The sequence below is a fragment of the Alcanivorax sediminis genome (assembly GCF_009601165.1).
Taxonomy (GTDB): Bacteria; Pseudomonadota; Gammaproteobacteria; order Pseudomonadales; family Alcanivoracaceae; genus Alcanivorax; species Alcanivorax sediminis.
The window spans coordinates 2,030,942-2,052,041 of record NZ_WIRE01000001.1 but is presented as its reverse complement, the minus strand read 5'-3'; the positions used below and the strand labels follow the sequence as shown (position 1 = coordinate 2,052,041).

Sequence of the window (21,100 nt, the reverse complement as noted above, 5' to 3'; positions counted from 1 at the left end):
TTGTGCAATCATCGATCCGCTATCTGGGTATTCTCGGTATCAGCCTGATGCTGGCTGCTGGCCCGGTGTTGGCCACCGAGGTAGAAGACGAAGAACGCGCGGTGGAGCGCCAGCAGGAGACGGACCATCCGGCGCCCACCAAGCCTGCCCATGCGGTCCAGTCAGAGGATGGGGATGTGGCCAGTGAGCCGCAGCCGCAGCAAACCGCCCTGGCCCTGCTCAACCGGACCGTGGAACCCGGCAGCTTTGCGACCCTGCACTGGACGCCGGATCAGTCTTTCGCGTCCATTGCCACACCGGTACCGGTGCTGGTAGCCCATGGCACCAAACCCGGCCCCCTGCTCTGCCTGACCGCCGCCATTCACGGTGACGAACTCAACGGCATCGAGATGGTTCGCCGGCTGATGTATGAACTGGAACCGGACCAACTGGCCGGTACCGTGATCGGGGTGCCGATTGTAAATCTGGACGGTTTCCGTAACGGCAGCCGTTACCTGAGCGACCGCCGCGATCTGAACCGCTACTTCCCCGGCACCCGCAAGGGCAGTGCCGCTGCCCGCGTGGCCCACTCCCTGTACAGCAATATTGTCAGCCACTGCGATTATCTGGTGGATCTGCATACCGGGTCCCAGAAGCGGGTCAACCTGCCTCAGTTACGCGCGGATCTGGACAACCCGGATGTGGTGGCCTTTGCCAAGCATTTTGGCGGCATGACCGTGCTGCACAGCCCGGGCGTGGCAGGCATGCTGCGCGATGCGGCGGTGAAGGACGGTATCATCTCCGTGACCATGGAGGCCGGCGGCCCCAACCGGCTTGAGCCCCAGGCAGTGAACTATGGCCTGCAGGCCATGGAGACACTGCTGGAAAACCTGAAGATGCGTAAAGCCAGCCGTTTCTGGAGCGCGCCACAGCCCGTGTTTTTCGAATCGGAATGGATTCGTGCAGCCCAGGGCGGCATTTTGCTTTCGGAAGTGAAGCTGAACGACAAGGTCAAGAAAGGGGAAATCCTCGGCACGGTTACCGACCCCATCAGCAACACCGGTAGCGCCATTATCGCACCCTATGATGGGCGGGTACTGGGCATGGCGGTGAACCAGGTGGTACATGCCGGTTTTGCGGCCTTCCGCATCGGGGAAGTGAAGTCCACGGAGGAAGTGGAAGCCCAGGCGGAAAAAGCCAGCAAGGAAAAGACCCAGGGGCACCCGGGCCCGGAAGAAGATAGCGGTGACAGCAATGAAGCCGAACCCCATTCCGCTGGTCACCCCCGGGACAGCAGTAATGTGGCTGTGGTAGACGCCCCGGAAGACCCGGACGATACCACCGAGTAATCTCCCGACCCTTCAAGGGCATCCGCGCCACTGCTCCCCCGCAGTGGCGCTCTTCGTTTACCCCCGTCAACGCCTTACTGGATCGTCAGCTGCCCCTGCATTTTGGCCAGGGTCTTCTCGCCAATCCCTTTGATGGCCAGCAACTGATCCACACTGGTGAAAGGACCATTGGCCTCCCGCCACTCGATAATGGACTGGGCGGTTTTCGGGCCAACCCCTTTCAGTGCCTGCAGCTGTTCCGCGTCGGCGGTGTTGAGGTTGATCAGGCTGGAAGCCTTCTCCGCCGCTTGCTCGGTGGCCGCATTGGTGACCGGGGTCACTTCCACCGCCTGGGACAGGCCGGCAAAGGCCAGCAGGATAACGGCGAATACGATCTGGATTCCTTTCATGGTAGATCTCCTTGTTGTTGGAGAAAGCACCATAAAAGGGTTATCCACGAGGGGTTATCAGCCCGTGGGGGCAATGCGTGTCAGCGCTTCAGGAAAGGCTCTGTAATATTTCGTCCACTACCGCTGTAGGTTGTGCGGCCTGAGTGATCGGGCGGCCGATGACCATGTAATCCACGCCCGCGTCGCGGGCCTGTAGCGGCGTCAATACCCGACGCTGGTCGCCAGCATCCGCGCCAACCGGACGAATCCCCGGGGTGACCAGCGCAAAGTCCTTGCCACAGGCTTCCTTGAGCATGGCGGCTTCCCGGGCGGAACACACCACGCCATCCATGCCGGAGGCCCTGGACAGTTCCGCCAGGCGGCGTACCTGCACTTCCGGGGCATCGACGATACCCACCTGCTCAAGGTCCGAGGCTTCCATGCTGGTGAGCACGGTGACGGCGATCAGCAAGGGGCGGCTGGCGTGGTTGGCAATGGCATTGGCCGCCGCTTCCATCATGCGCTGGCCACCACTGGCATGCACATTCACCATCCAGATCCCCATATCCGCAGCCGCAGACACCGCACCGGCCACGGTGTTGGGGATATCGTGGAATTTGAGATCGAGAAACACCTCAAAGCCCTTGCCGTGCAGCGCATCCACCACCGCCGGACCACTGCGGGTAAAGATTTCCTTGCCCACCTTCACCCGCACCTTGGCCGGATCCAGCTGATCCGCCATGGCCAGGGCCTGTGCCTGATCAGGGTAATCCAGAGCAACAACAACGGGGCTGGTAATGGGCATGGCAATTTCCTGAGTGGTGGGTAGGCGGGGGTATGGTAGGCGCTGCGCGGAAGCGGTTCAACAATGGGGAGCGGTAATACGGGGTGCGCGGTAACGGGTTACAGACCGTGGCTGCCAGCCTGCTGGCAGTGGGCGTTTCGCTTGCAGGCAAGCTCCCACAGGAGTCCGCCGCTTTTTGTAGGAGCTATGCTTGCATGGCGATCGGGCTTTGGCGGTGGATCGCCATGCGAGCATGGGCTCCTACGGGGGATGCGCAAGAGTGTGTTCCCGAACGTGGGCGCCCCTCTGCTAGCGATGCAGGTGTCGCGTGCAGGGCACCCACAGGAGTTCACCGCTTTTTGTAGGAGCTATGCTTGCATGGCGATCGGGCTTTGGCGATGGATCGCCATGCGAGCATGGGCTCCTACGGGGGATGCGTAAGAGTGTGTTCCCGACCGTGGGCGCCCCTCGGTTAGCGATGCAGGTTTCACTTGCAGGCAGGCCACCACAGGAGTTCACCGCTTTTTGTAGGAGCTATGCTTGCATGGCGATCAACCTCTGGCGGTGGATCGCCATGCGAGCATGGGCTCCTACGGGGGATGCGTAAGTGCGTGTTCCCGGCCGAGGGCGCCCCTCGGTTAGCGATGCAGGTTTCACTTGCAGGCAAATTCCCACAGGAGTTCACCGCTTTTTGTAGGAGCTATGCTTGCATGGTGATCGGGCTTTGGCGGTGGATCGCCATGCGAGCATGGGCTCCTACGGGGGATGCGCAAGAGTGTGTTCCCGGTCGTGGGAGCCACTCTTCGTTAGCGATGAAGGTTTCACTTGCCGGCAGGCCACCACAGGAGTTCACCGCTTTTTGTAGGAGCTATGCTTGCATGGCGATCAACCTCTGGCGATCGGATCGCCATGCGAGCATGAGCTCCTACGGGGGATGCGTAAGTGCGTGTTCCCGGCCGTGGGAGCCTCTCTGTTAGCGATGAAGGTTTCACTTGCAGGCAAATTCCCTCAGGAGTTCACCGCTTTTTGTAGAAGCTATGCTTGCATGGCGATCGGGCTCTGGCGGTGGATCGCCATGCGAGCATGGGCTCCTACGGGGGATGCGCAAGAGTGTGTTCCGGGCCGTAGGAGCCACTCTTCATTAGCGATGGAGCTTTCACTTGCAGGCAAGTTCCTGCAAATGCCTGTGGGTTGAGCCTTCTCTTTCCTTGTAGCTTGTAGCTTGAAGCTTGTAGCGGCTTCTAAACTTCCTTCACTACAGGCTTGATGGTGCCCCAGCGTTTGCAGCTTGGGCAGCGCCATTGCATCAGTGGGGTTTCAAAACCGCAGCGGCGGCATTTGTACAGGCTCTTGTTGTTGACCAGCTTTTCGGACAGCTGGCGCAGGGCATCCAGGTGCTCGCGGGTTTCGCCTTCAACAATGCCCGCCAGACTCATGTCGAGGATCTTGTTGAGGCCGCGCACGGAAGGATTGGCCTTCATATATTCACCGATGAAATCGGCGGCTTCCTTGTCCCCGTAGCGCTCTTTCAGCGCTTCTGAGAGCAGCAGGATACGGCTGGTGCTGGGCTTCTCGGCACTGTAGTCAGCCAGCATCTGGATAAAGTCTTCGCTCTTTTCCTGGGCATCAAAACAGGTTCGCAGTTTGTCGAGCACCTCATCGAAGTAGTCGCTGTCCTGCACCCAGATGCGCTGGAAGGCCTGGATGGCGGCATCCCAGTTCTGCTCGTCCATTTCCAGTTCACCTTCCTGGAAGCTGGCACGCACACACTTTTCATCCAGTGACAGCGCCTTGCGCAGCATGCGCCGGGCGGGACTGATTTCTTTGTCACGCTTGAGGTTTTCTGCCTGCTCACAGCAGTACTGGGCCAGCACAGAGGCCAGCTCCGGACGGCTGCGCACCAGTCGCTCGCCCATGCTGATGGCATTGATCCAGTCCCGTTCCTGTTCGTACAGGCCCATCAGCTGGCTGCAGACTTCATCCTTGGCATCACAGTTCTGATCGAGCATCTCCAGCAGGACCTGCTCGGCCAGATCAAAGATGCCACTGGCCAGGTAGTCCTGGGCCAGTTCCAGCTGAATTTCTTCCTGTACGGCCCGGGTGTACTCGCCATGCTCCAGCAAATGGGTGTGCAGCTGGGCGGCGCGATCAAACTCACCACGCTTGCGAAAAAGGCGGCCCAGGGCCAGATGGGTATCCAGACCTTCCTCACCCACGTCGAGCCCCTTCAGCAGAGCTTCAATGCCCTTGTCGGGCTCTTCATTGAGGAAGAAGTTGATGCCGGCCACATAATCCTTGGACAGGGAGGCCATGCGGCGACGTTGGCGGCGCTTGCTCTCGCGCCGGCCAAGAAAGAACCCCGCTCCGATGGCAACGAAGAAGAACGGGATCAACCACAGGGATTCATTCATGAAAACAGGCTCTTGAGACCACGCAGGCCGATACCGGCCAGCAGGCCAGCCAGTAGACCGATTGCCAACACACCAATCACCAACACGCCAAGAGACACTTCCCAGTGCCACTGGTCCACCAGCAAATCCAGGGTGACCAGATCACGGTTACTGGTAACGAAAAGAAATGCGATAAAGAAGACGGCCACCACAGCCAGAATCACCAGGATGCGATACAGGTTACGCATGTCGGGGTTCCTCTCTCCGGCCCTCGCCGGTTACAGCATGGAGCGGTCAGCTGGCCGCAGCCTGGCTACCATCGGAGTCCTGGTTCTCACTGCCTTCCAGCTGCAGAGATTCATTGACGCGTTCGCGCAATTCCTTGCCAGGCTTGAAATGGGGAACATACTTACCGTGCAGCTCGACGCTGGCACCGGTTTTGGGATTGCGTCCCACTCGGGGGGCGCGGAAATGAAGGGAAAAACTGCCGAAGCCGCGTATTTCGATACGACCTCCGCCGGCCAGGGAATCGGCCATTTCCTCGATCAGCGTTTTAACTGCCAGTTCCACATCCTTGGGCGACAGTTGGGACTGTCGGTCGGCTATACGCTCAATCAGTTCAGACTTGGTTAACGCCATTACAGCTTGCTCCCTGGGCTCCCAGCCCAGTGGGGCCGGCATTATTGCCGGCCCCTCGGGAGGAGCCGATTAAGACTCGTTGCTGTTTTCCATCTGCTGCTTGATCAGATCACCGATGGTCTTCGGCGCATTGGCATCCTGCTGTTCAGACAGGGTGTCCAGGGCCTCACGCTCATCAGCCTGATCCTTCGCTTTGATGGACAAGCTCAGTACACGGTTCTTGCGATCAACGTTGACGATCTTGGCTTCTACTTCGTCGCCCACGTTGAGCACTTCGGTCGCATCGTTGACACGGTCACGGCTGATTTCGCTGGCACGCAGGGTACCTTCGACGTTCTCAGCCAGCTCCACGGTGGCCGCTTTCGCGTCTACCGCAATGACCTTGCCCTTAACAATTGCGCCCTTGTCGTTAGCAGCAACATACTGAGCAAACGGATCGTCTGTCAACTGCTTGATACCCAAGGAAATTCTTTCGCGCTCTGCATCGATGGACAGAACCACGGTTTCCAGCTCGTCACCCTTGTTGAAGTTACGCACAGCGTCTTCGCCCTGCTCTTCCCAAGAGATGTCGGACAGGTGCACCAGACCGTCGATACCGCCTTCCAGACCGATGAAGATACCGAAGTCAGTGATGGACTTGATCTTGCCGGAAATGCGCTCGCCTTTCTGGTACTTCTGCTCGAAGGCATCCCACGGGTTGGACTGACACTGCTTGATACCCAGGGAGATACGACGACGATCTTCGTCGATGTCCAGGATCATCACTTCCACTTCGTCGCCGATCTCTACAACCTTGGACGGGTGGATGTTCTTGTTGGTCCAATCCATTTCGGATACGTGAACCAGACCCTCTACACCTTCCTCGATCTCGGCGAAGCAGCCGTAGTCGGTCAGGTTGGTTACCTTGGCCTTCACCTTGGCACCTTCCGGGTACTTGCCCACGATGTCGTGCCACGGATCTTCGCCCAGCTGCTTCAGACCCAGGGATACACGCATCTTCTCGCGGTCGAACTTCAGTACCTTGACGTCGATTTCCTGGCCAACTTCCACGATTTCGCTCGGATGCTTGATGCGCTTCCAGGCCATATCGGTGATGTGCAGCAGGCCGTCGATACCGCCCAGGTCTACGAACGCACCGTAGTCGGTCAGGTTCTTCACGATACCCTTGACTTCCATGCCTTCCTGCAGGGATTCCAGCAGCTGCTCACGCTCTTGAGAGTGCTCAGCTTCCATTACCGCACGACGGGATACAACCACGTTGTTGCGCTTGGGATCCAGCTTGATGACTTTGAAGTCCAGCTCTTTGCCTTCCAGGTGAGCAACATCGCGCACCGGACGAATGTCTACCAGAGAGCCCGGCAGGAAGGCGCGGATCGGACCGATGTCCACAGTGAAACCGCCTTTTACCTTGCCAGAAATCTGACCTTTTACGATCTCGTCGTCGTCGAAAGCTTTTTCCAGGTCGCCCCATACTTCGGCGCGCTTGGCTTTTTCACGGGACAGGCGAGTGAAGCCCATGCCATCGTCGATGGCGTCTACGGCTACATCTACTTCATCGCCTTCGGCGATTTCCAGTTCACCTGCCTCGTTGATGAATTCGTCACGAGCAATGATGCCTTCAGATTTCAGGCCCGCGTTAACAGTTACCCAATCGCTGTCGATGGATACCACGGTGCCTTTGATGATGGAGCCACGAGCAACGTCGAGGTCCTTAAGGCTTTCTTCAAAAAGATCAGCAAAAGATTCAGTCATGTTTCTCTCTGTTTACATTCACATGCCAACCAGCAGACATGGGTTATGAGTAGTTGGACCCGCCCTCCCCAGCTGGCTTACTTTGTGAGGGAGTGACAGATCAGCCGCTTGGACACAGAATCAGAAATACCCCGCGACAGATATTGCCGAAGGGTTTCGATAGGTGTTGACTGCCTTACGCCAGCTGGCGGGCGGCAGCCTCGTCGAGAATCCGGTTTACCACGTCATCAACCGAAAGCGTGGTGGAATCAATGACCACGGCATCGTCTGCCGGGCGCAGTGGCGCCACCTCACGGTTCATGTCACGGTCATCCCGGGTGCGGATGTCCTCAACAAGGGTCGCGAGGGTAGCACCAAACCCCTTTTCCTTCAACTGCTCAAAGCGCCGTCTGGCGCGCTCTTCAGCGCTGGCAGTGAGGTAAATCTTGAGGGGAGCCTGGGTAAACACCACGGTGCCCATATCGCGGCCATCGGCCACCAGCCCCGGGGATTCGGCAAATGCCTGCTGGCGGGACAGCAAGGCATCGCGCACCGGCTGCAGGATCGCCACCTGGCTGGCCAGCTCGCCAACACTTTCCTGGCGGATGATGTTGGAAACGTCTTCGCCGTCCAGAATCACGGCTGTATCGCCCTGGCTCTCCACAAATCGCACTGGCAGGGCTTTGGCCAACGGCACCAGCGCCGCCTCATCATCCAGCGCAACCCCTTGATTTCTTGCGTAATAGCCCAGAACCCGATAGAGCGCACCGGAATCCAGCAGGTGCCAACCCAAGCGGGCAGCCACCCGCCGGGCCACGGTGCCTTTACCGGAGGAAACCGGCCCGTCGATGGTCAGTACGGCGGTTTCCGTCATTTTTCCTCCAGCTGGAGACCAGCATGGGCAGACAGCTGGGCGAAGCCCGGGAAGCTGGTGGCCACATTGGCGCAGTCATGGATGGTGATGGTGCCCTGGGCGCGCAGGGACGCCATGGCAAAGCTCATGGCGATACGGTGATCGCCGTGGGACTGGATCTCACCGCCGCCGAATGCGCCACCGGTGATGCGAATACCGTCGTCAAAGACCTCGTGATCCACACCCAGAGCCGCCAGGCCATCGGCCATGACCTGGATACGGTCGGATTCCTTGACGCGCAGCTCTTCGGCACCGCGCAGGACGGTGTCGCCCTCGGCGCAGGCGGCGGCAATGAAAATGGCCGGGAATTCGTCAATGGCCAGGGGCACCAGCTCTTCCGGGATCTCGATACCCTTCAGCGGCGCAGACTTGACCACGATATCGGCCACTGGCTCGCCGCCGGCATCACGCTGGTTTTCCAGACGGATATCGGCGCCCATCAGCTTGAGAATGTCGATCACGCCGGTACGGGTTGGGTTGATACCCACATGAGGCAGGGTCACTTCACTGCCCTCGGCGATGGAGGCACCCACCAGGAAAAACGCGGCGGAAGAGATATCGGCAGGCACTTCCAGTTTGCAGGCGGTGAGTTTGCCACCGCCTTGCAGAGCGCTGGTGGCGCCATCGCGGCGCACGTCATAACCAAAGCCACCCAACATGCGTTCGGTGTGATCACGGGTAGGTGCCGGCTCGGTGACCGAGGTTTCGCCCTCGGCATACAGGCCGCCCAACAGCACCGCAGATTTCACCTGGGCAGAGGCCATGGGCAGATCGTAATGAATCGCCTTGAGGGGTTGGCCACCGCGAATGCGCACCGGCGGACGCCCTTCGTTGCCGGTCGTGATCTGGGCACCCATGTCACGCAGCGGCTTGGCCACGCGCTCCATGGGCCGCTTGGACAGGGACGCGTCCCCCGTGAGTTCCACATCAAAGGCCTGACCGGCCAGCAAGCCCGTGAGCAGGCGCATGGAAGTACCGGAATTGCCCATGTACAGCGGCTTGCTGGGCGCCTTGAGGCCGTGCAGACCAACCCCATGGATGGTCACCTGACCGTTGTTGGGGCCTTCGATCACGACCCCCATGTCGCGGAATGCCTGCAGCGTCGCCAGGGCATCTTCCCCTTCCAGGAAGCCTTCTACCTCGGTCACGCCGTCTGCCAGGGAACCCAGCATGATGGAGCGATGGGACATGGATTTGTCGCCCGGCACGCGAATGCGGCCATTGAGCTTGCCACCCGGCGTCATTACGTAGGTCGGGTTGGCCTTGCTTGAGTCTGTCATGGTTGTGTCGTCACCTGAATGTAGGGCGCGAGTATAGGAAGTGCGCCCGTTCATGGCCATAAAGTGAGCCCGTGCCGTATTGGCCCGGGTCATGATCCCCATCAGGGCATCGGAATCGCCGTTTTCCACCGCCTCTCGGAAGCGATCAATGCCATCGCTGAACAGGCCCAGCGCCTGCAACAGAGCGACCTTGTTCTCCCGGAAGATGTCATGCCACATGACCGGGTCGGAGCTGGCGATCCGGGTGAAGTCCCGAAAACCGCCGGCAGCATAGCGGAAAATCTCATTGGAATCCCCCTGCCGGGCCAGTGTGTCCACCAGCGAGAATGCCAGCAGGTGGGGCAAATGACTGGTCTCCGCCAGCACCTGGTCGTGATACCCCGGCGACATCTGCAGCACTTCCGCGCCCATGCCGGTCCAGATGGCGCGCACTTTAGCGGTCGCCGCCGGGTCCGTCTCATCGGAGGGAGTCAGAATCACACGGTGATCCCGGTACAGGGAGGCATCGGCTGCAGTCACCCCACTCTTTTCCTTGCCAGCAATGGGGTGGCCCGGCACGAAACGGGGGAAATGTTCACCCAGCGCCTCACGGGCTGCCGTGATCACGTTACCTTTGACGCTGCCACCATCGGTCACGATGGCGGTACGGGAGAGGCCCGGCTTCAGTGCCGCCAGCACCTTGCCCATGGTCGATACCGGGGTGGAGACGAACACCAGGTCGGCGCCGTCCACGGCGGCAGCCAGGTCCTGGCTTCCTTCGTCCACCACACCGAGCGCAATGCCCTGCTCCAGGGTACGCGCCGAGCGGGAGCCGGCCACGATGGAGCGCGCCAGGCCATTTTCACGGGCAGCTGCAGCAAAGGAGCCACCGATCAGGCCGAGACCGATGATGGCGATGCGATTGAAGATGGGTTCAGACATCTCGCCTCTCCGTAGGAGCGTATTTGCGACTACCCATCGGCCAGATCCTGCAACACATGTTTGAGTGCCTCCAGGAAGCGCTCATTCTCGCGGCTGGTACCCACGGTCACACGCAGGTGATTGGGCATGCCGTAGCCACCCAGCGGACGCACGATGACGCCTTCCTTCAGCAGCCCTTCGTAGACCGGAAGTGCCGGCTGACCACAGTCGAAGGCAATAAAATTGGCCACCGAGGGAATTTGCTCCAGATGCAGTGCCTGCAGCCCTTCGGCGATCTGAACCAGGCCGGAGGTATTCTCGCTGCGGGAGTTTTCGATATGGTCATCGTCCTGGAGAGCGGCTTCTGCAGCAGCCTGCGCAGGAGTATTCACATTGAATGGCTGGCGCACCCGGTTAAGCACGTCGGCGATTTCAGGACTGGAAACGCCGTAGCCTACGCGCAACCCTGCCAGACCGTAGATCTTGGAGAAGGTGCGGGTAACGATCAGATTCGGGTACTTGCCCAGCCGCTCAATGCCATTGGGGTAATGACTCTCTTCCACGTATTCGAAATAGGCTTCGTCCACCACCACAATCACCCGCTCGGGAATCCGCGACAGGAACTCGTCCAGCGCATGGGCGTTGAACCAGGTGCCCGTGGGGTTATTCGGGTTGGCCACGAAAATCACCCGGGTGCGATCGGTCACCGCCTCCGCCATGGCGGCCAGATCATGGCCAAACAGGTTGGAAGGCACCTGTACCGGCCTGGCATTGCACGCCAGCGTCACGATGGGATAAACCGCAAAGGCATACTCGGAAAAAATCGCCTCGTCGCCTTCCTGCAAGTAAGCACGGGCAATCAGATCCAGAACATCGTTGGAACCATTCCCCAGGGTCAGCTGATTGCTGTCCACACCCAGTTTCTCCGCCAGCGCCGCCTTCAGTGAAAAGGTAGCGCCGTCCGGGTAGAGGTGCAGGTCGTGGAGATGCTTGAGCGCATGCAAGGCCTTGTGACTGGCACCCAGCGGGTTCTCGTTGCTGGCCAGCTTGACGATATCGGTAATGCCCAGCTCCCGCTCCAATTCTTCAATGGGCTTGCCCGGTTCGTAGGGCTTGAGCTGCTGGATACCGCTGTTGGCTAATTGAATGTAATCACAGGTCATGATGTGTGCTCCCTTCTCCCCTGGTTGCCAACCCTGGCCACCGGGGTTATCTGATTGGGGTCGAACGTCTGAAGTCGGACGTTTGACGCAAAACCTCGTTGTGACAAGCCTCTGCAGTGGCTATTCCTGTGCAGGAGCGAGCCTGCTCGCGATTCTGCCTTACCAAAACCAAATCGCTTGCAGGCAAGCTCCCATTAGAGAACGGCCTTGGGGTAAGAACCCAACAGCTTGATGGTGTTACCTGCCGCTTCCAGCTTGTCCAGAACCGCCTGCAGATTGCCGTCTTCCTTGTGCCCTTCACAGTCCACAAAGAACACATAGCTCCAGTTGGCCGTGCGGGACGGACGGGATTCCAGCCGGGTCAGGTTGATGCCTTCATCCCGGAACGGTGCCAGCACTTCGAACAACAGGCCGGGACGGTTCTTGCCGCTGACCATCAGGCTGGTCTTGTCCTTGCCGGAGGCAGGGGTGTCCTGGCGACCAATGATCAGGAACCGAGTGGTGTTATCCGGGCGATCTTCAATGTTGCGCTGCACCGCCTCCAGGCCATACAGCTCTTCCGCCATTTCACCGGCGATGGCCATGGCGTTCCACTCGTCACTGAGACGACGGGCGGCTTCGGCGTTGGAGCTGACGGCAATGCGTTCCACACCGGGCATGTGCGCATCCAGCCACTGACGGCATTGCGCCAGGGTCTGCTGGTGAGAGTAGACCCGGGTAACCTTGTCACGCTGAGTATGCTGACCCGCCAGCAAGTGGTGGTGAATACGCAGCTCCACCTCGCCACAGATTTTCAGCTCGGAGGTCATAAAGGTATCCAGGGTGTGGTTGACCACGCCCTCGGTGGAGTTTTCTACCGGTACTACACCGTAATGGGCGGCGCCCGCCTCCACTTCGCGAAAAACTTCATCGATGGCGCCCAGCGGCACCGATTCCACTGCATGACCAAAATGCTTGAGTGCAGCCTGCTGGGTGAAGGTCCCTTCCGGGCCCAGGAACGCCACTTTCATGCGTTGTTCCAGCGCCAGACAGGCACTCATGACCTCGCGGAAGAAACGCGCCATGGTCTCGCCATCCAACGGTCCCTGATTGCGCTCTTTCACTTTGCGCAGCACCTGGGCTTCGCGCTCGGGACGATAGAAGACCGGGTTCGGGTCTGTGGCGATCTTCACCTCGGCGACCTTGTGGGCCAGGGTCGCACGCTCGTTGAGCAGATCCTGCAGTTTCTGATCCAGCTCATCGATCTGGTTACGCAGGTTGTCTAATGAGTCGGTCATGATGAAAGCCCCGCTTGCACGCAGCACGCCTCACGCAACACGCGAACAGGCGTGGGAACATTCGTTGCGATCTCGTGCCAACCATTCAAATCCATTGCTTTACCCACCTTTCAAAGCATCACTTCGCCTCACATCGGCAACACCCCATCAGGCTTGGCGTGTTACGTACTGCATGAAGCGTCTAGCCGTGTTTCTTCTCAAACTCTGCCATAAAGGCGATCAGCGCATCCACGGCGGCTTCCGGTACCGCGTTGTAGATGCTGGCACGCATGCCGCCCACACTGCGGTGGCCTTTCAGGTTGAGCAGGCCGGCCGCATCGGCTTCGGTCAGGAACTGCTTGTCCAGGCGATCGTCGGCCAGCACAAACGGCACATTCATCCAGCTGCGGCTGATCTTCTCAACAGGGTTGCTGTAAAAGGCGCTGTCATCAATAAAACCATACAGCTTTTCGGCCTTGCGCTGGTTGATTTCTGCCATATTGGCAACGCCACCCTGCTTTTTCAGCCACTCGAATACCAGGCCAGCCAGATACCAGGCATAGGTAGGCGGCGTGTTGTACATGCTTCCGTTGTCCGCATGGGTCTGGTAGTTGAGCATGGCGGGCACATTCGCGCCGGCCTTGCCAAGCAGATCCTTGCGAATAATCACCAGGGTCAAACCCGCAGGGCCAATGTTCTTCTGGGCACCGGCGTAGATCAGACCGAAGCGGTTCACGTCCAGCGGACGGGACAGGATGGTGGAGCTCATGTCCGCCACCAGAGTGGTGTCACCTACCTCGGGAATAAAGCTGTACTCCAGACCGCCAATGGTTTCATTGGGGCAGTAGTGCAGGTACGCAGGGTTGGCTGACAGGTTCCAGGTTTCCTGGGGCGGCACCGTGGTGAAGTTGGTGTCCTCACTGCTGGCGGCCACATTGATGTTGCCGTAACGCGCCGCTTCCTTGATGGCTTTCTTGGACCACTGCCCGGTGTTGATATAGTCGGCCGTTTCGCCTTCGCCCAACAGATTCATGGGAATCATGGCGAACTGGGTAGACGCCCCGCCCTGCAGGAACAGCACGGAATAATCATCACTGATACCCATCAGGTCGCGCAGGTCCTGCTCGGCCTTTTCGGCAATGTCCACAAAGACCTTGTCCCGGTGGCTCATTTCCATGATGGACAGGCCCATCCCCTGATAATCCAGCATTTCCTGCTGGGCCTGTTCCAGTACCGCCGTCGGCAAGGCCGCCGGGCCTGCACAGAAGTTATAGGCGCGGGACATCAATCTTTCTCCGTTCAGACAAAACCGTTTAATCAAAGAAGCCCGGAGGAACCGGGCTTGGGAATTTCTTTACTCATCATTTCTGCCTGCCAGCCCCTTGCCCTGATATCAGGTTGAGGGTGTAGCAGAAGTGCGAGGTACGAGTGTCGAGTTGCGAAACTCAAAAGCAAAAGCGCTTTCGCTTTTCGAAACTCGTTACTCGCTACTCGCTTCTGAGGTGTTACTCCTCAGCGTCGTCGCTGGCGTCAGACTCCGGTGCTTCAGGGGTCGCTTCCCCTTCAATCACCTCACCCTCGTCGCCTTCCAGCGCTTCGTCTTCCTCCGCCCCTTCCAGCTCAGGGATGGTCGCCAGACCGCAGAGTTTTTCTTCATCGCCGAGACGAATCAGACGAACCCCCTGGGTATTACGGCCCGAGGTGCTGATCTGATCCACACCGGTACGCACCAGGGTGCCCTGGTTGGAGATCAGCATGATGTCCTCATCACCGAACACCTGGGTGGCGCCGACCAGATCACCGTTACGTTCATTGATGACCATGGCGATCACGCCCTGACCACCGCGCCCCTTGGTGGGGTAGTCGGTGAGCGGTGTACGCTTGCCGTAGCCCTTTTCAGAGGCGGTCAGGATCTGGCCATTCTCTTCCGGCACGATCAGGGAGATCACATCAACGCCATCAGCCAGTTTGATACCGCGCACACCACGGGCCAGACGGCTCATGACACGGACTTTGGACTGATGGAAGCGAACGGCCTTGCCGTTACGGGCCACCAGCATCACGTCTTCGTGGCCCTGAGTGATCGCCACGTTTACCAGGTGCTCGCCTTCCTGCAGTTTCACGGCGATCAGGCCGGAGCTGCGCGGACGGGCAAAGTTGGCCAGCTGGGTGCGCTTGACGATACCGCTGGAGGTCGCCATGAAGATGAACGGACCGGGAACGGTATCGACGACCACATCCGCCTCATCGCCTTCCGCCTCATCGACCACGTCTTCCACATCGATGGTCTCTTCGTCTTCTTCGCTGTCCGCTTTCTGCTGACGCACCATTTCCGCATCAAGTCGCAGAATGGCGGTAATCTTTTCTTCGTTGCCCAGTGCCGGTAGCAGATTCACAATCGGCTTGCCGCGGGACGCCCTGCCCCCTTGCGGCAGCTCAAAGGTCCGCAGCCAGAACACCTTGCCGGCATCGGTAAACAACAGCAACGTGTCATGGGTGCCTGCCACCAGCAGGTGCTCCACATAATCCTCGTCTTTCAGCTGCCCGGCAGACTTGCCGCGCCCACCACGCTTCTGGGCGCGGTAGGTGTCGATGGGCTGCATCTTGGCGTAACCCCCGTTGGACAGGGTCACCACTACGGTTTCTTCTGCGATCAGGTCTTCCATGCTGAGATCCAGGCGGGACGCCACGATCTCGGAACGACGCTCGTCCGCATATTCTTCGCGGACCGCTTTCAGCTCGTCACGGATGACCTGCATCAGGCGCTGCGGATCCGCCAGAATGAGCATCAGCTCGGCAATGATTTCCAGCAGCTCCTGGTAATCGTTGATCAGCTTCTCACGCTCAAGACCCGTCAGCTTCTGCAGACGCAGGTCAAGAATCGCCTGGGCCTGCTCCGGGCTCAGGTAGTAAAGATCGTCACGCAGGCCATACTGCTCATCCAGACCATCCGGACGGGCAGCATTCTCGCCACCGGCACGCTCCAGCATCTTGAGCACATCACCAGGCGCCCAGCCTTTGGCCAACAGCTTCTCTTTTGCTTCAGCACCACTGGGGGAGCTCTTGATCAGTTCAATGACCGGATCGATGTTGCTCAGGGCCACTGCCAAGCCTTCCAGCAGGTGCGCCTTTTCGCGCGCCTTGCGCAGCTCGAATACGGTACGGCGAGTCACCACTTCACGACGGTGACGGATAAAGGCATCCAGCATTTGACGCAGGTTCAGGGTCTTGGGCTGGCCATCCACCAATGCCACGGTGTTAATGCCGAACACCGACTCCATCTGGGTCTGCTGGTACAGATTGTTCAGCACCACTTCCGCGTTCTCGCCCTTGCGCAGCTCGATCACGATGCGCATGCCTTCCTTGTCGGATTCGTCGCGCAGCTCGGTGATGCCTTCGATTTTCTTGTCTTTTACCAGCTCGGCAATCTTCTCGATCAACCGCGCCTTGTTCACCTGATAGGGAATCTCGGTGACGATGATGGCTTCTTTGCCGCTCTTGTCGGTGGCCTCGATCTCGGCACGGGCGCGCATGTACACGCGGCCACGACCGGTCCGGTAGGCCTGCACGATGCCGGCACGACCATTGATAATGCCCGCGGTGGGGAAATCCGGGCCCTTGATGTATTCCATCAGGTCGTCAGGAGTCAGGCTGTCGTCATCAATCAGCGCCAGACAGCCATCCACCACTTCGCCCAGGTTATGGGGCGGAATATTGGTCGCCATGCCCACGGCAATACCCGAGGAACCATTGACCAACAGGTTGGGCACCCGGGTGGGCATTACATCAGGAATGCGTTCCGTGCCGTCGTAGTTATCGACGAAATCCACGGTTTCCTTGTCCAGATCCGCCAGCAGCTCGTGGGCGATCTTGGACATCCGCACTTCGGTGTAACGCATGGCCGCGGCGGAGTCACCGTCGATGGAACCAAAGTTCCCCTGGCCATCCACCAGCATGTAGCGCAGGGAGAAAGGCTGCGCCATCCGTACGATGGTGTCGTACACGGCAGAGTCACCATGGGGGTGATATTTACCGATCACGTCACCGACCACACGGGCGGATTTCTTGTAAGGCTTGTTCCAGTCGTTGTTCAGCTCGTGCATGGCGAACAACACGCGGCGGTGTACCGGCTTGAGGCCGTCGCGCACGTCAGGCAGAGCACGCCCGACGATCACGCTCATGGCGTAATCCAGGTACGACTGCTTGAGTTCGTCTTCAATGTTTACCGGGGTAACTTCTCTGGCGAGATCCGACATAGTGATCCTTATTATCCCCAACAGCCCCGCAGGTGGGACTCAGGCTGACTCCATGGTTCCAGGGCTCAATCTTTATCTAGCCCGGAAAAGCACCGGATGATAGCACAGGTCGTGATGGCCGCGAACACCGCAAATGTGCCCATTCTGAAGAAGCAAGACCGCGCTCGAACGGCTATACTGCGCCCCATTGTCCGGGGAGTGAGCCCCCTGTCCGATCAAGGAGTTACGCATGAGCGACCATCAGGCCGACCTGATTGTCCACGCCCGCTGGATTGCCACCGTGTCTGCTGAAGGCACCGTTCTGGAAAATCATGCCCTGGTTGTGAAGGACGGCCGCATTGCCGACCTGCTGCCCAGCGCTCTGGCCGACGAGAAGTGGCAGGCCAGCGAGGTGACCAGACTGGGCGACCACCTGCTGATCCCGGGGCTGGTCAACGCCCACACCCATGCGGCCATGAATCTGCTGCGCGGCATCGCCGACGACCTGCCCCTGATGACCTGGCTGGAAAAGCACATCTGGCCTGCCGAGGGCCAGTTCGTCAGCGAGCAGTTTGTCTACGAAGGTACCCGCCTGGCGGCAGCGGAGATGATCCGCTCCGGCACCACCACCTTTGCCGACATGTACTTCTTCCCGTCCAGCGCTGCCAAGGCCACGGTGGAAGCCGGCTTGCGTGCCACCCTGTTCTGCCCGCTGCTGGATTTTCCCACCCCCATGGGTTCGGGCCCGGATGACTACATCCGCCTGGCCACCGATGCCATGGATGAGTGGCGCCACGATCCGCGCATCCAGATCGGTTTCGGGCCCCATGCGCCTTATACCGTGTCCGATGAACCGCTCCAGAAGGTTCTGACCCTGGCGGAAGAACTGGACGTGCCGATGATGATGCACGTGCATGAAACCGCTGGCGAAATCCAGATGGCGGTAGGCAATACTGGCGAGCGACCACTGACTCGCCTCAAGGAGCTGGGCCTGTTGTCACCGCGCCTGCTGGCAGTGCACATGACCCAGCTCACCGACGAGGAAATTGCTCTGGTGGCGGAAACCGGCACCCACGTGGTCCACTGCCCGGAATCCAACCTGAAACTGGCCAGTGGCTTTGCGCCAGTAGAAAAACTGCGCAAGGCCAAGGTCAATGTGGCCCTGGGTACCGACGGCGCCGCCAGCAACAATGACTTGGACATGATCGGCGAAGCCCGCACTGCCGCATTTCTCGCCAAAGGCGTAAGCCTGCAGGCCGATGCCCTGCCCGCTGCCGAAGTGCTGAAGATGGCCACACTCAATGGCGCCAGAGCGCTGGGCCGCGATGACGAGACAGGTTCACTGGAAATTGGCAAGCAGGCCGATATGGTAGCGGTGGATTTGAACCGGTTGGAAACCCAGCCGGTTTATGACCCGGTAGCCCAGCTGGTGTATGCCGCCAGCCGCGACCAGGTCACCCATAGCTGGGTAGGCGGACGCTGCCTGATGAATGAGCGCAAACTGACTACCCTGAATGAAGCCGTCATCCTCAAGAATGCCAAGCAGTGGCAGCAAACGATTGCCGGAGCCGACAGCAGTGACTGATACCCAGAATGCCGTACCCAACGTAGACGCAGGTGAAATCGCCAAATTCAATGCCCTGGCGGAACAGTGGTGGGACCCAAACTCCCAGTTCCGCCCACTGCACGACATCAACCCGCTGCGCCTGAACTATATCGATGAGCGCGTCAGCCTGCCGGGCAAGAAAGTGATCGATATCGGCTGTGGCGGCGGTCTCCTGTCAGAAGGCATGGCCCGCCGTGGCGCGGAGGTGACCGGCATCGACATGGGCGAGGCCCCATTGGCAGTAGCCAGGATTCATGCCGAGCAGGCGGGCGTGGCGGTGGAATACCTGCAGACCCCGGCAGAGCGCATTGCCGAACAACGTGCCGGCCAATACGACGTGGTCACCTGCCTGGAAATGCTGGAGCACGTGCCGGATCCATCATCCGTGATCCGCGCCTGCGCTACCCTGGTCAAACCCGGTGGCCATGTATTCTTCAGCACCATCAACCGCAACCCCAAGGCCTTCATGTTTGCCATCGTGGGTGCGGAATATGTGCTGCGCCTCCTGCCCCGAGGCACCCATGAATACGCCAAGCTGATCAAGCCCTCGGAGCTGGCCGGCTGGGCCCGCGACGCGGCACTGGATGTGAAAGACACCACCGGCATGGTCTATAACCCGCTGACACAGGTGTACAAGCTGAACCGGGACGTGTCGGTGAACTACCTGATGTACGCCCGCAAGGGGGATTAAGCACAGTTTCGAGTCGCGAGTAACGAGTTTCGAAGATCAAAACCGGTTTTGCCTTTCGAAACTCGTTACTCGTTACTCGCATCTGCTTTCAGGTCTTCACCGTAAGCACCCCTTCATCGTAAGCAACAACGATAAAAGAACAGAGAACCCTATGGAACGCCTTGAAGCCGTTTACTTCGATCTGGACGGCACCCTGATCGACACCGCACCGGATTTTTATACGGTGCTGAACACCCTGCTGAAAAAACATGGCCGACCGGAAGTCTCCTATTCTGCCGTGCGTGCTAATGTGTCCAACGGTGCGCGTGCGCTCACCGAGTTGGGTTTCGGTAAAGGGCCCGATGATCTGACCTTCCCTGCGTTTCTGGATGAATTGCTGGACGCCTATGAGCAGCATCTGGCTGTGGACACCGTGCTGTTTCCGGGCATGGCTGAAGCGCTGGACTGGATGGATGCCAATCAGATCCCCTGGGGCATTGTCACCAACAAGCCGTCGCGTTTTACCCACAAGGTACTGGAAGGCCTGGGGCTGCACGAGCGCGTCGGCCCAGTTCTCTGCCCTGACGACGTGAAGCAGCGCAAGCCTGATCCGGAAGGTCTGCTCATTGCCGCCAATGCCGACAAGGTGACCCCGGCAAACTGCTTGTACGTGGGCGATCACCTTCGCGATATCCAGGCCGGCCACAATGCGGGCATGGCCACCGCCGTGGCCGCTTTTGGTTACATCGATGCAGATGATGACCCGCGCGACTGGCAGGCCACCTACTATCTGGAAGAAGGCGCGGATCTGTTACCGCTGCTGCAAACACTTCGTGGCTGATCAAGTGGAAAGAGGAACGCCCTTTCCACCCCCAGTCTGAAAACATCCGACGTCAGGCTTCTGGCGCAAGATTCACAGGATTTAGCATGACCAACATTCAACAAGACGCTCTCTCCTACCAGTGTCCTGAAGATGCCTTCAAGGATCGCATCATCCTGGTCACTGGTGCCGGCGCCGGCATCGGCCGCACCGCCGCACTCACCCTGGCTGCCCACGGTGCCACGGTGGTTCTGCTCGGTCGCACCCAGGAAAAGCTGGAGCGGGTCTATGACGAGATCAAGGCTGCTGGCGGACCGGAACCCGCTTTGGCCCCGGTGAATCTGGCCGTGGCTCGCCCGGAGGACTATCTGGAACTGGCCAGCCTGTTTGAAAAGGAATTTGGTCGCCTGGACGGCATTCTCCACAACGCCTCCATCCTGGGGGACATCACTCCCATGGACCGGTACGGCACGGGCACCTGGGAGTCGGTGATGCAGGTGAACGTCAACAGTGCGTTCTACCTGACCCAGGCCATGTTGCCGTTACTGCGCGCCAGCGATGATGCACGCCTTCTGTTCACGTCTTCCAGTGTCGGCCGCAAGGGGCGCGCCTTCTGGGGCGCCTATGCGGTATCCAAGGCTGCCACTGAAAATCTGGCTCAGGTGCTGGCGGAAGAGCTGCAGAACACCAGCAACATTCGCGTTAACACGATCAACCCCGGCGGCACCCGCACCGATATGCGTGCTCTGGCCTACCCCGGCGAAGACCCCATGACCATCAAGACCCCGGCAGACATCATGGCCCCGTACCTGTACTTGCTTGGCCCGGCCAGCAAGGACGTCAACGGCCAGTCCATCGATGCACAGCCAAAATGACGCCTGACGACTGGCTCCGATGATGGCGCCATAGAGGGCGGAGGTGTCCGCAAAACACCTCCGCCTTTTTCATTTACATCAAGCGTCCAGCGCTGGCCTTCCGGCGCAATGCGCATCTTTTTATATCCTCTGACATCTTCAT

Annotated in this window: 17 protein-coding genes; 5 read left to right on the top strand and 12 right to left on the bottom strand. The window is 59.4% G+C overall.

The annotated features are described in order from the left end of the window. The first annotated feature begins 2 nt into the window (after nucleotides 1-2). Nucleotides 3-1,328 carry a succinylglutamate desuccinylase/aspartoacylase family protein gene (locus GFN93_RS09390; RefSeq protein ID WP_407921791.1) on the top strand — a complete coding sequence of 442 codons (1,326 nt, stop codon included), beginning with the start codon at nucleotides 3-5 and terminating at the stop codon, nucleotides 1,326-1,328. Nucleotides 1,329-1,402: 74 nt separating this feature from the next. Here the strand turns inward: GFN93_RS09390 and GFN93_RS09385 are convergent, their stop codons facing one another. The 12 genes from GFN93_RS09385 to gyrA all read right to left on the bottom strand — a co-directional run bounded on the left by GFN93_RS09385 (nucleotide 1,403) and on the right by gyrA (nucleotide 17,008). Beyond that, nucleotides 1,403-1,717 carry a ComEA family DNA-binding protein gene (locus tag GFN93_RS09385; RefSeq protein ID WP_153500813.1) on the bottom strand — a complete coding sequence of 105 codons (315 nt, stop codon included), beginning with the start codon at nucleotides 1,715-1,717 and terminating at the stop codon, nucleotides 1,403-1,405. Nucleotides 1,718-1,805: 88 nt separating this feature from the next. Next, nucleotides 1,806-2,501: an orotidine-5'-phosphate decarboxylase gene (gene pyrF / locus GFN93_RS09380; RefSeq protein ID WP_153500811.1), complete on the bottom strand. Its 696-nt coding sequence runs from the start codon at nucleotides 2,499-2,501 to the stop codon at nucleotides 1,806-1,808. A gap of 1,220 nt (nucleotides 2,502-3,721) precedes the next feature. Continuing rightward, complete coding sequence (gene lapB, locus GFN93_RS09375; RefSeq protein WP_153500809.1) at nucleotides 3,722-4,891, bottom strand: lipopolysaccharide assembly protein LapB; 1,170 nt, start codon at nucleotides 4,889-4,891, stop codon at nucleotides 3,722-3,724. After that, nucleotides 4,888-5,118 carry a lipopolysaccharide assembly protein LapA domain-containing protein gene (locus tag GFN93_RS09370; RefSeq protein WP_153500808.1) on the bottom strand — a complete coding sequence of 77 codons (231 nt, stop codon included), beginning with the start codon at nucleotides 5,116-5,118 and terminating at the stop codon, nucleotides 4,888-4,890. The genes lapB and GFN93_RS09370 overlap by 4 nt, the downstream gene beginning before the upstream one ends. 46 nt (nucleotides 5,119-5,164) lie before the next feature. Beyond that, nucleotides 5,165-5,509 carry an integration host factor subunit beta gene (ihfB, locus tag GFN93_RS09365; protein WP_153500806.1) on the bottom strand — a complete coding sequence of 115 codons (345 nt, stop codon included), beginning with the start codon at nucleotides 5,507-5,509 and terminating at the stop codon, nucleotides 5,165-5,167. Between the two features lie 69 nt (nucleotides 5,510-5,578). After that, entirely contained in the window at nucleotides 5,579-7,261 is a 1,683-nt protein-coding gene (gene rpsA, locus GFN93_RS09360; protein ID WP_153500805.1) for a 30S ribosomal protein S1, read from the bottom strand. Between the two features lie 175 nt (nucleotides 7,262-7,436). Beyond that, on the bottom strand, nucleotides 7,437-8,114 hold the full coding sequence (gene cmk, locus GFN93_RS09355) for a (d)CMP kinase (RefSeq protein WP_153500803.1): 678 nt from the start codon (nucleotides 8,112-8,114) through the stop codon (nucleotides 7,437-7,439). Next, nucleotides 8,111-10,354, bottom strand: coding sequence for a bifunctional prephenate dehydrogenase/3-phosphoshikimate 1-carboxyvinyltransferase (locus tag GFN93_RS09350; protein WP_153500801.1), 2,244 nt, complete (start codon nucleotides 10,352-10,354; stop codon nucleotides 8,111-8,113). The genes cmk and GFN93_RS09350 overlap by 4 nt, the downstream gene beginning before the upstream one ends. 29 nt (nucleotides 10,355-10,383) lie before the next feature. Further along, nucleotides 10,384-11,496 (bottom strand): histidinol-phosphate transaminase, encoded by a 1,113-nt coding sequence (gene hisC, locus GFN93_RS09345; protein WP_153500800.1) that lies wholly within the window; start codon nucleotides 11,494-11,496, stop codon nucleotides 10,384-10,386. Between the two features lie 194 nt (nucleotides 11,497-11,690). Next, a complete protein-coding gene (gene pheA, locus GFN93_RS09340) occupies nucleotides 11,691-12,773 on the bottom strand; it encodes a prephenate dehydratase (RefSeq protein ID WP_153500798.1) in 1,083 nt (360 codons plus the stop codon). Between the two features lie 181 nt (nucleotides 12,774-12,954). Further along, a complete protein-coding gene (gene serC / locus GFN93_RS09335) occupies nucleotides 12,955-14,037 on the bottom strand; it encodes a 3-phosphoserine/phosphohydroxythreonine transaminase (RefSeq protein ID WP_153500796.1) in 1,083 nt (360 codons plus the stop codon). Nucleotides 14,038-14,257: 220 nt separating this feature from the next. Beyond that, on the bottom strand, nucleotides 14,258-17,008 hold the full coding sequence (gene gyrA / locus GFN93_RS09330) for a DNA gyrase subunit A (RefSeq protein WP_153500794.1): 2,751 nt from the start codon (nucleotides 17,006-17,008) through the stop codon (nucleotides 14,258-14,260). A 229-nt stretch (nucleotides 17,009-17,237) separates the two neighbouring features. On the opposite strand from gyrA, the gene GFN93_RS09325 reads away from it, so the two are divergent. The 4 genes from GFN93_RS09325 (at nucleotide 17,238) to GFN93_RS09310 (ending at nucleotide 20,958) form a co-directional block, all read left to right on the top strand. Then, entirely contained in the window at nucleotides 17,238-18,572 is a 1,335-nt protein-coding gene (locus GFN93_RS09325; RefSeq protein ID WP_153500792.1) for a TRZ/ATZ family hydrolase, read from the top strand. Further along, complete coding sequence (gene ubiG / locus GFN93_RS09320) at nucleotides 18,523-19,284, top strand: bifunctional 2-polyprenyl-6-hydroxyphenol methylase/3-demethylubiquinol 3-O-methyltransferase UbiG (protein ID WP_235902019.1); 762 nt, start codon at nucleotides 18,523-18,525, stop codon at nucleotides 19,282-19,284. Before GFN93_RS09325 ends, ubiG begins: the two co-directional genes overlap by 50 nt. 151 nt (nucleotides 19,285-19,435) lie before the next feature. Continuing rightward, nucleotides 19,436-20,104, top strand: coding sequence for an HAD-IA family hydrolase (locus GFN93_RS09315; RefSeq protein ID WP_153500788.1), 669 nt, complete (start codon nucleotides 19,436-19,438; stop codon nucleotides 20,102-20,104). Between the two features lie 86 nt (nucleotides 20,105-20,190). Beyond that, on the top strand, nucleotides 20,191-20,958 hold the full coding sequence (locus tag GFN93_RS09310) for a YciK family oxidoreductase (RefSeq protein WP_153500786.1): 768 nt from the start codon (nucleotides 20,191-20,193) through the stop codon (nucleotides 20,956-20,958). Nucleotides 20,959-21,100: the final 142 nt, after the last annotated feature.

Bases quoted from the DNA above. Each gene is read 5' to 3' on its own strand.
- GFN93_RS09350 (WP_153500801.1), bottom strand. From the start codon at position 10,354: ATGTCTGAACCCATCTTCAATCGCATCGCCATCATCGGTCTCGGCCTG.
- cmk (WP_153500803.1), bottom strand. From the start codon at position 8,114: ATGACGGAAACCGCCGTACTGACCATCGACGGGCCGGTTTCCTCCGGT.
- GFN93_RS09325 (WP_153500792.1), top strand. From the start codon at position 17,238: ATGAGCGACCATCAGGCCGACCTGATTGTCCACGCCCGCTGGATTGCC.
- pheA (WP_153500798.1), bottom strand. From the start codon at position 12,773: ATGACCGACTCATTAGACAACCTGCGTAACCAGATCGATGAGCTGGAT.
- serC (WP_153500796.1), bottom strand. From the start codon at position 14,037: ATGTCCCGCGCCTATAACTTCTGTGCAGGCCCGGCGGCCTTGCCGACG.
- pyrF (WP_153500811.1), bottom strand. From the start codon at position 2,501: ATGCCCATTACCAGCCCCGTTGTTGTTGCTCTGGATTACCCTGATCAG.
- rpsA (WP_153500805.1), bottom strand. From the start codon at position 7,261: ATGACTGAATCTTTTGCTGATCTTTTTGAAGAAAGCCTTAAGGACCTC.
- GFN93_RS09310 (WP_153500786.1), top strand. From the start codon at position 20,191: ATGACCAACATTCAACAAGACGCTCTCTCCTACCAGTGTCCTGAAGAT.
- GFN93_RS09315 (WP_153500788.1), top strand. From the start codon at position 19,436: ATGGAACGCCTTGAAGCCGTTTACTTCGATCTGGACGGCACCCTGATC.
- GFN93_RS09370 (WP_153500808.1), bottom strand. From the start codon at position 5,118: ATGCGTAACCTGTATCGCATCCTGGTGATTCTGGCTGTGGTGGCCGTC.
- GFN93_RS09385 (WP_153500813.1), bottom strand. From the start codon at position 1,717: ATGAAAGGAATCCAGATCGTATTCGCCGTTATCCTGCTGGCCTTTGCC.
- ubiG (WP_235902019.1), top strand. From the start codon at position 18,523: ATGCCAAGCAGTGGCAGCAAACGATTGCCGGAGCCGACAGCAGTGACT.
- ihfB (WP_153500806.1), bottom strand. From the start codon at position 5,509: ATGGCGTTAACCAAGTCTGAACTGATTGAGCGTATAGCCGACCGACAG.
- gyrA (WP_153500794.1), bottom strand. From the start codon at position 17,008: ATGTCGGATCTCGCCAGAGAAGTTACCCCGGTAAACATTGAAGACGAA.
- lapB (WP_153500809.1), bottom strand. From the start codon at position 4,891: ATGAATGAATCCCTGTGGTTGATCCCGTTCTTCTTCGTTGCCATCGGA.
- hisC (WP_153500800.1), bottom strand. From the start codon at position 11,496: ATGACCTGTGATTACATTCAATTAGCCAACAGCGGTATCCAGCAGCTC.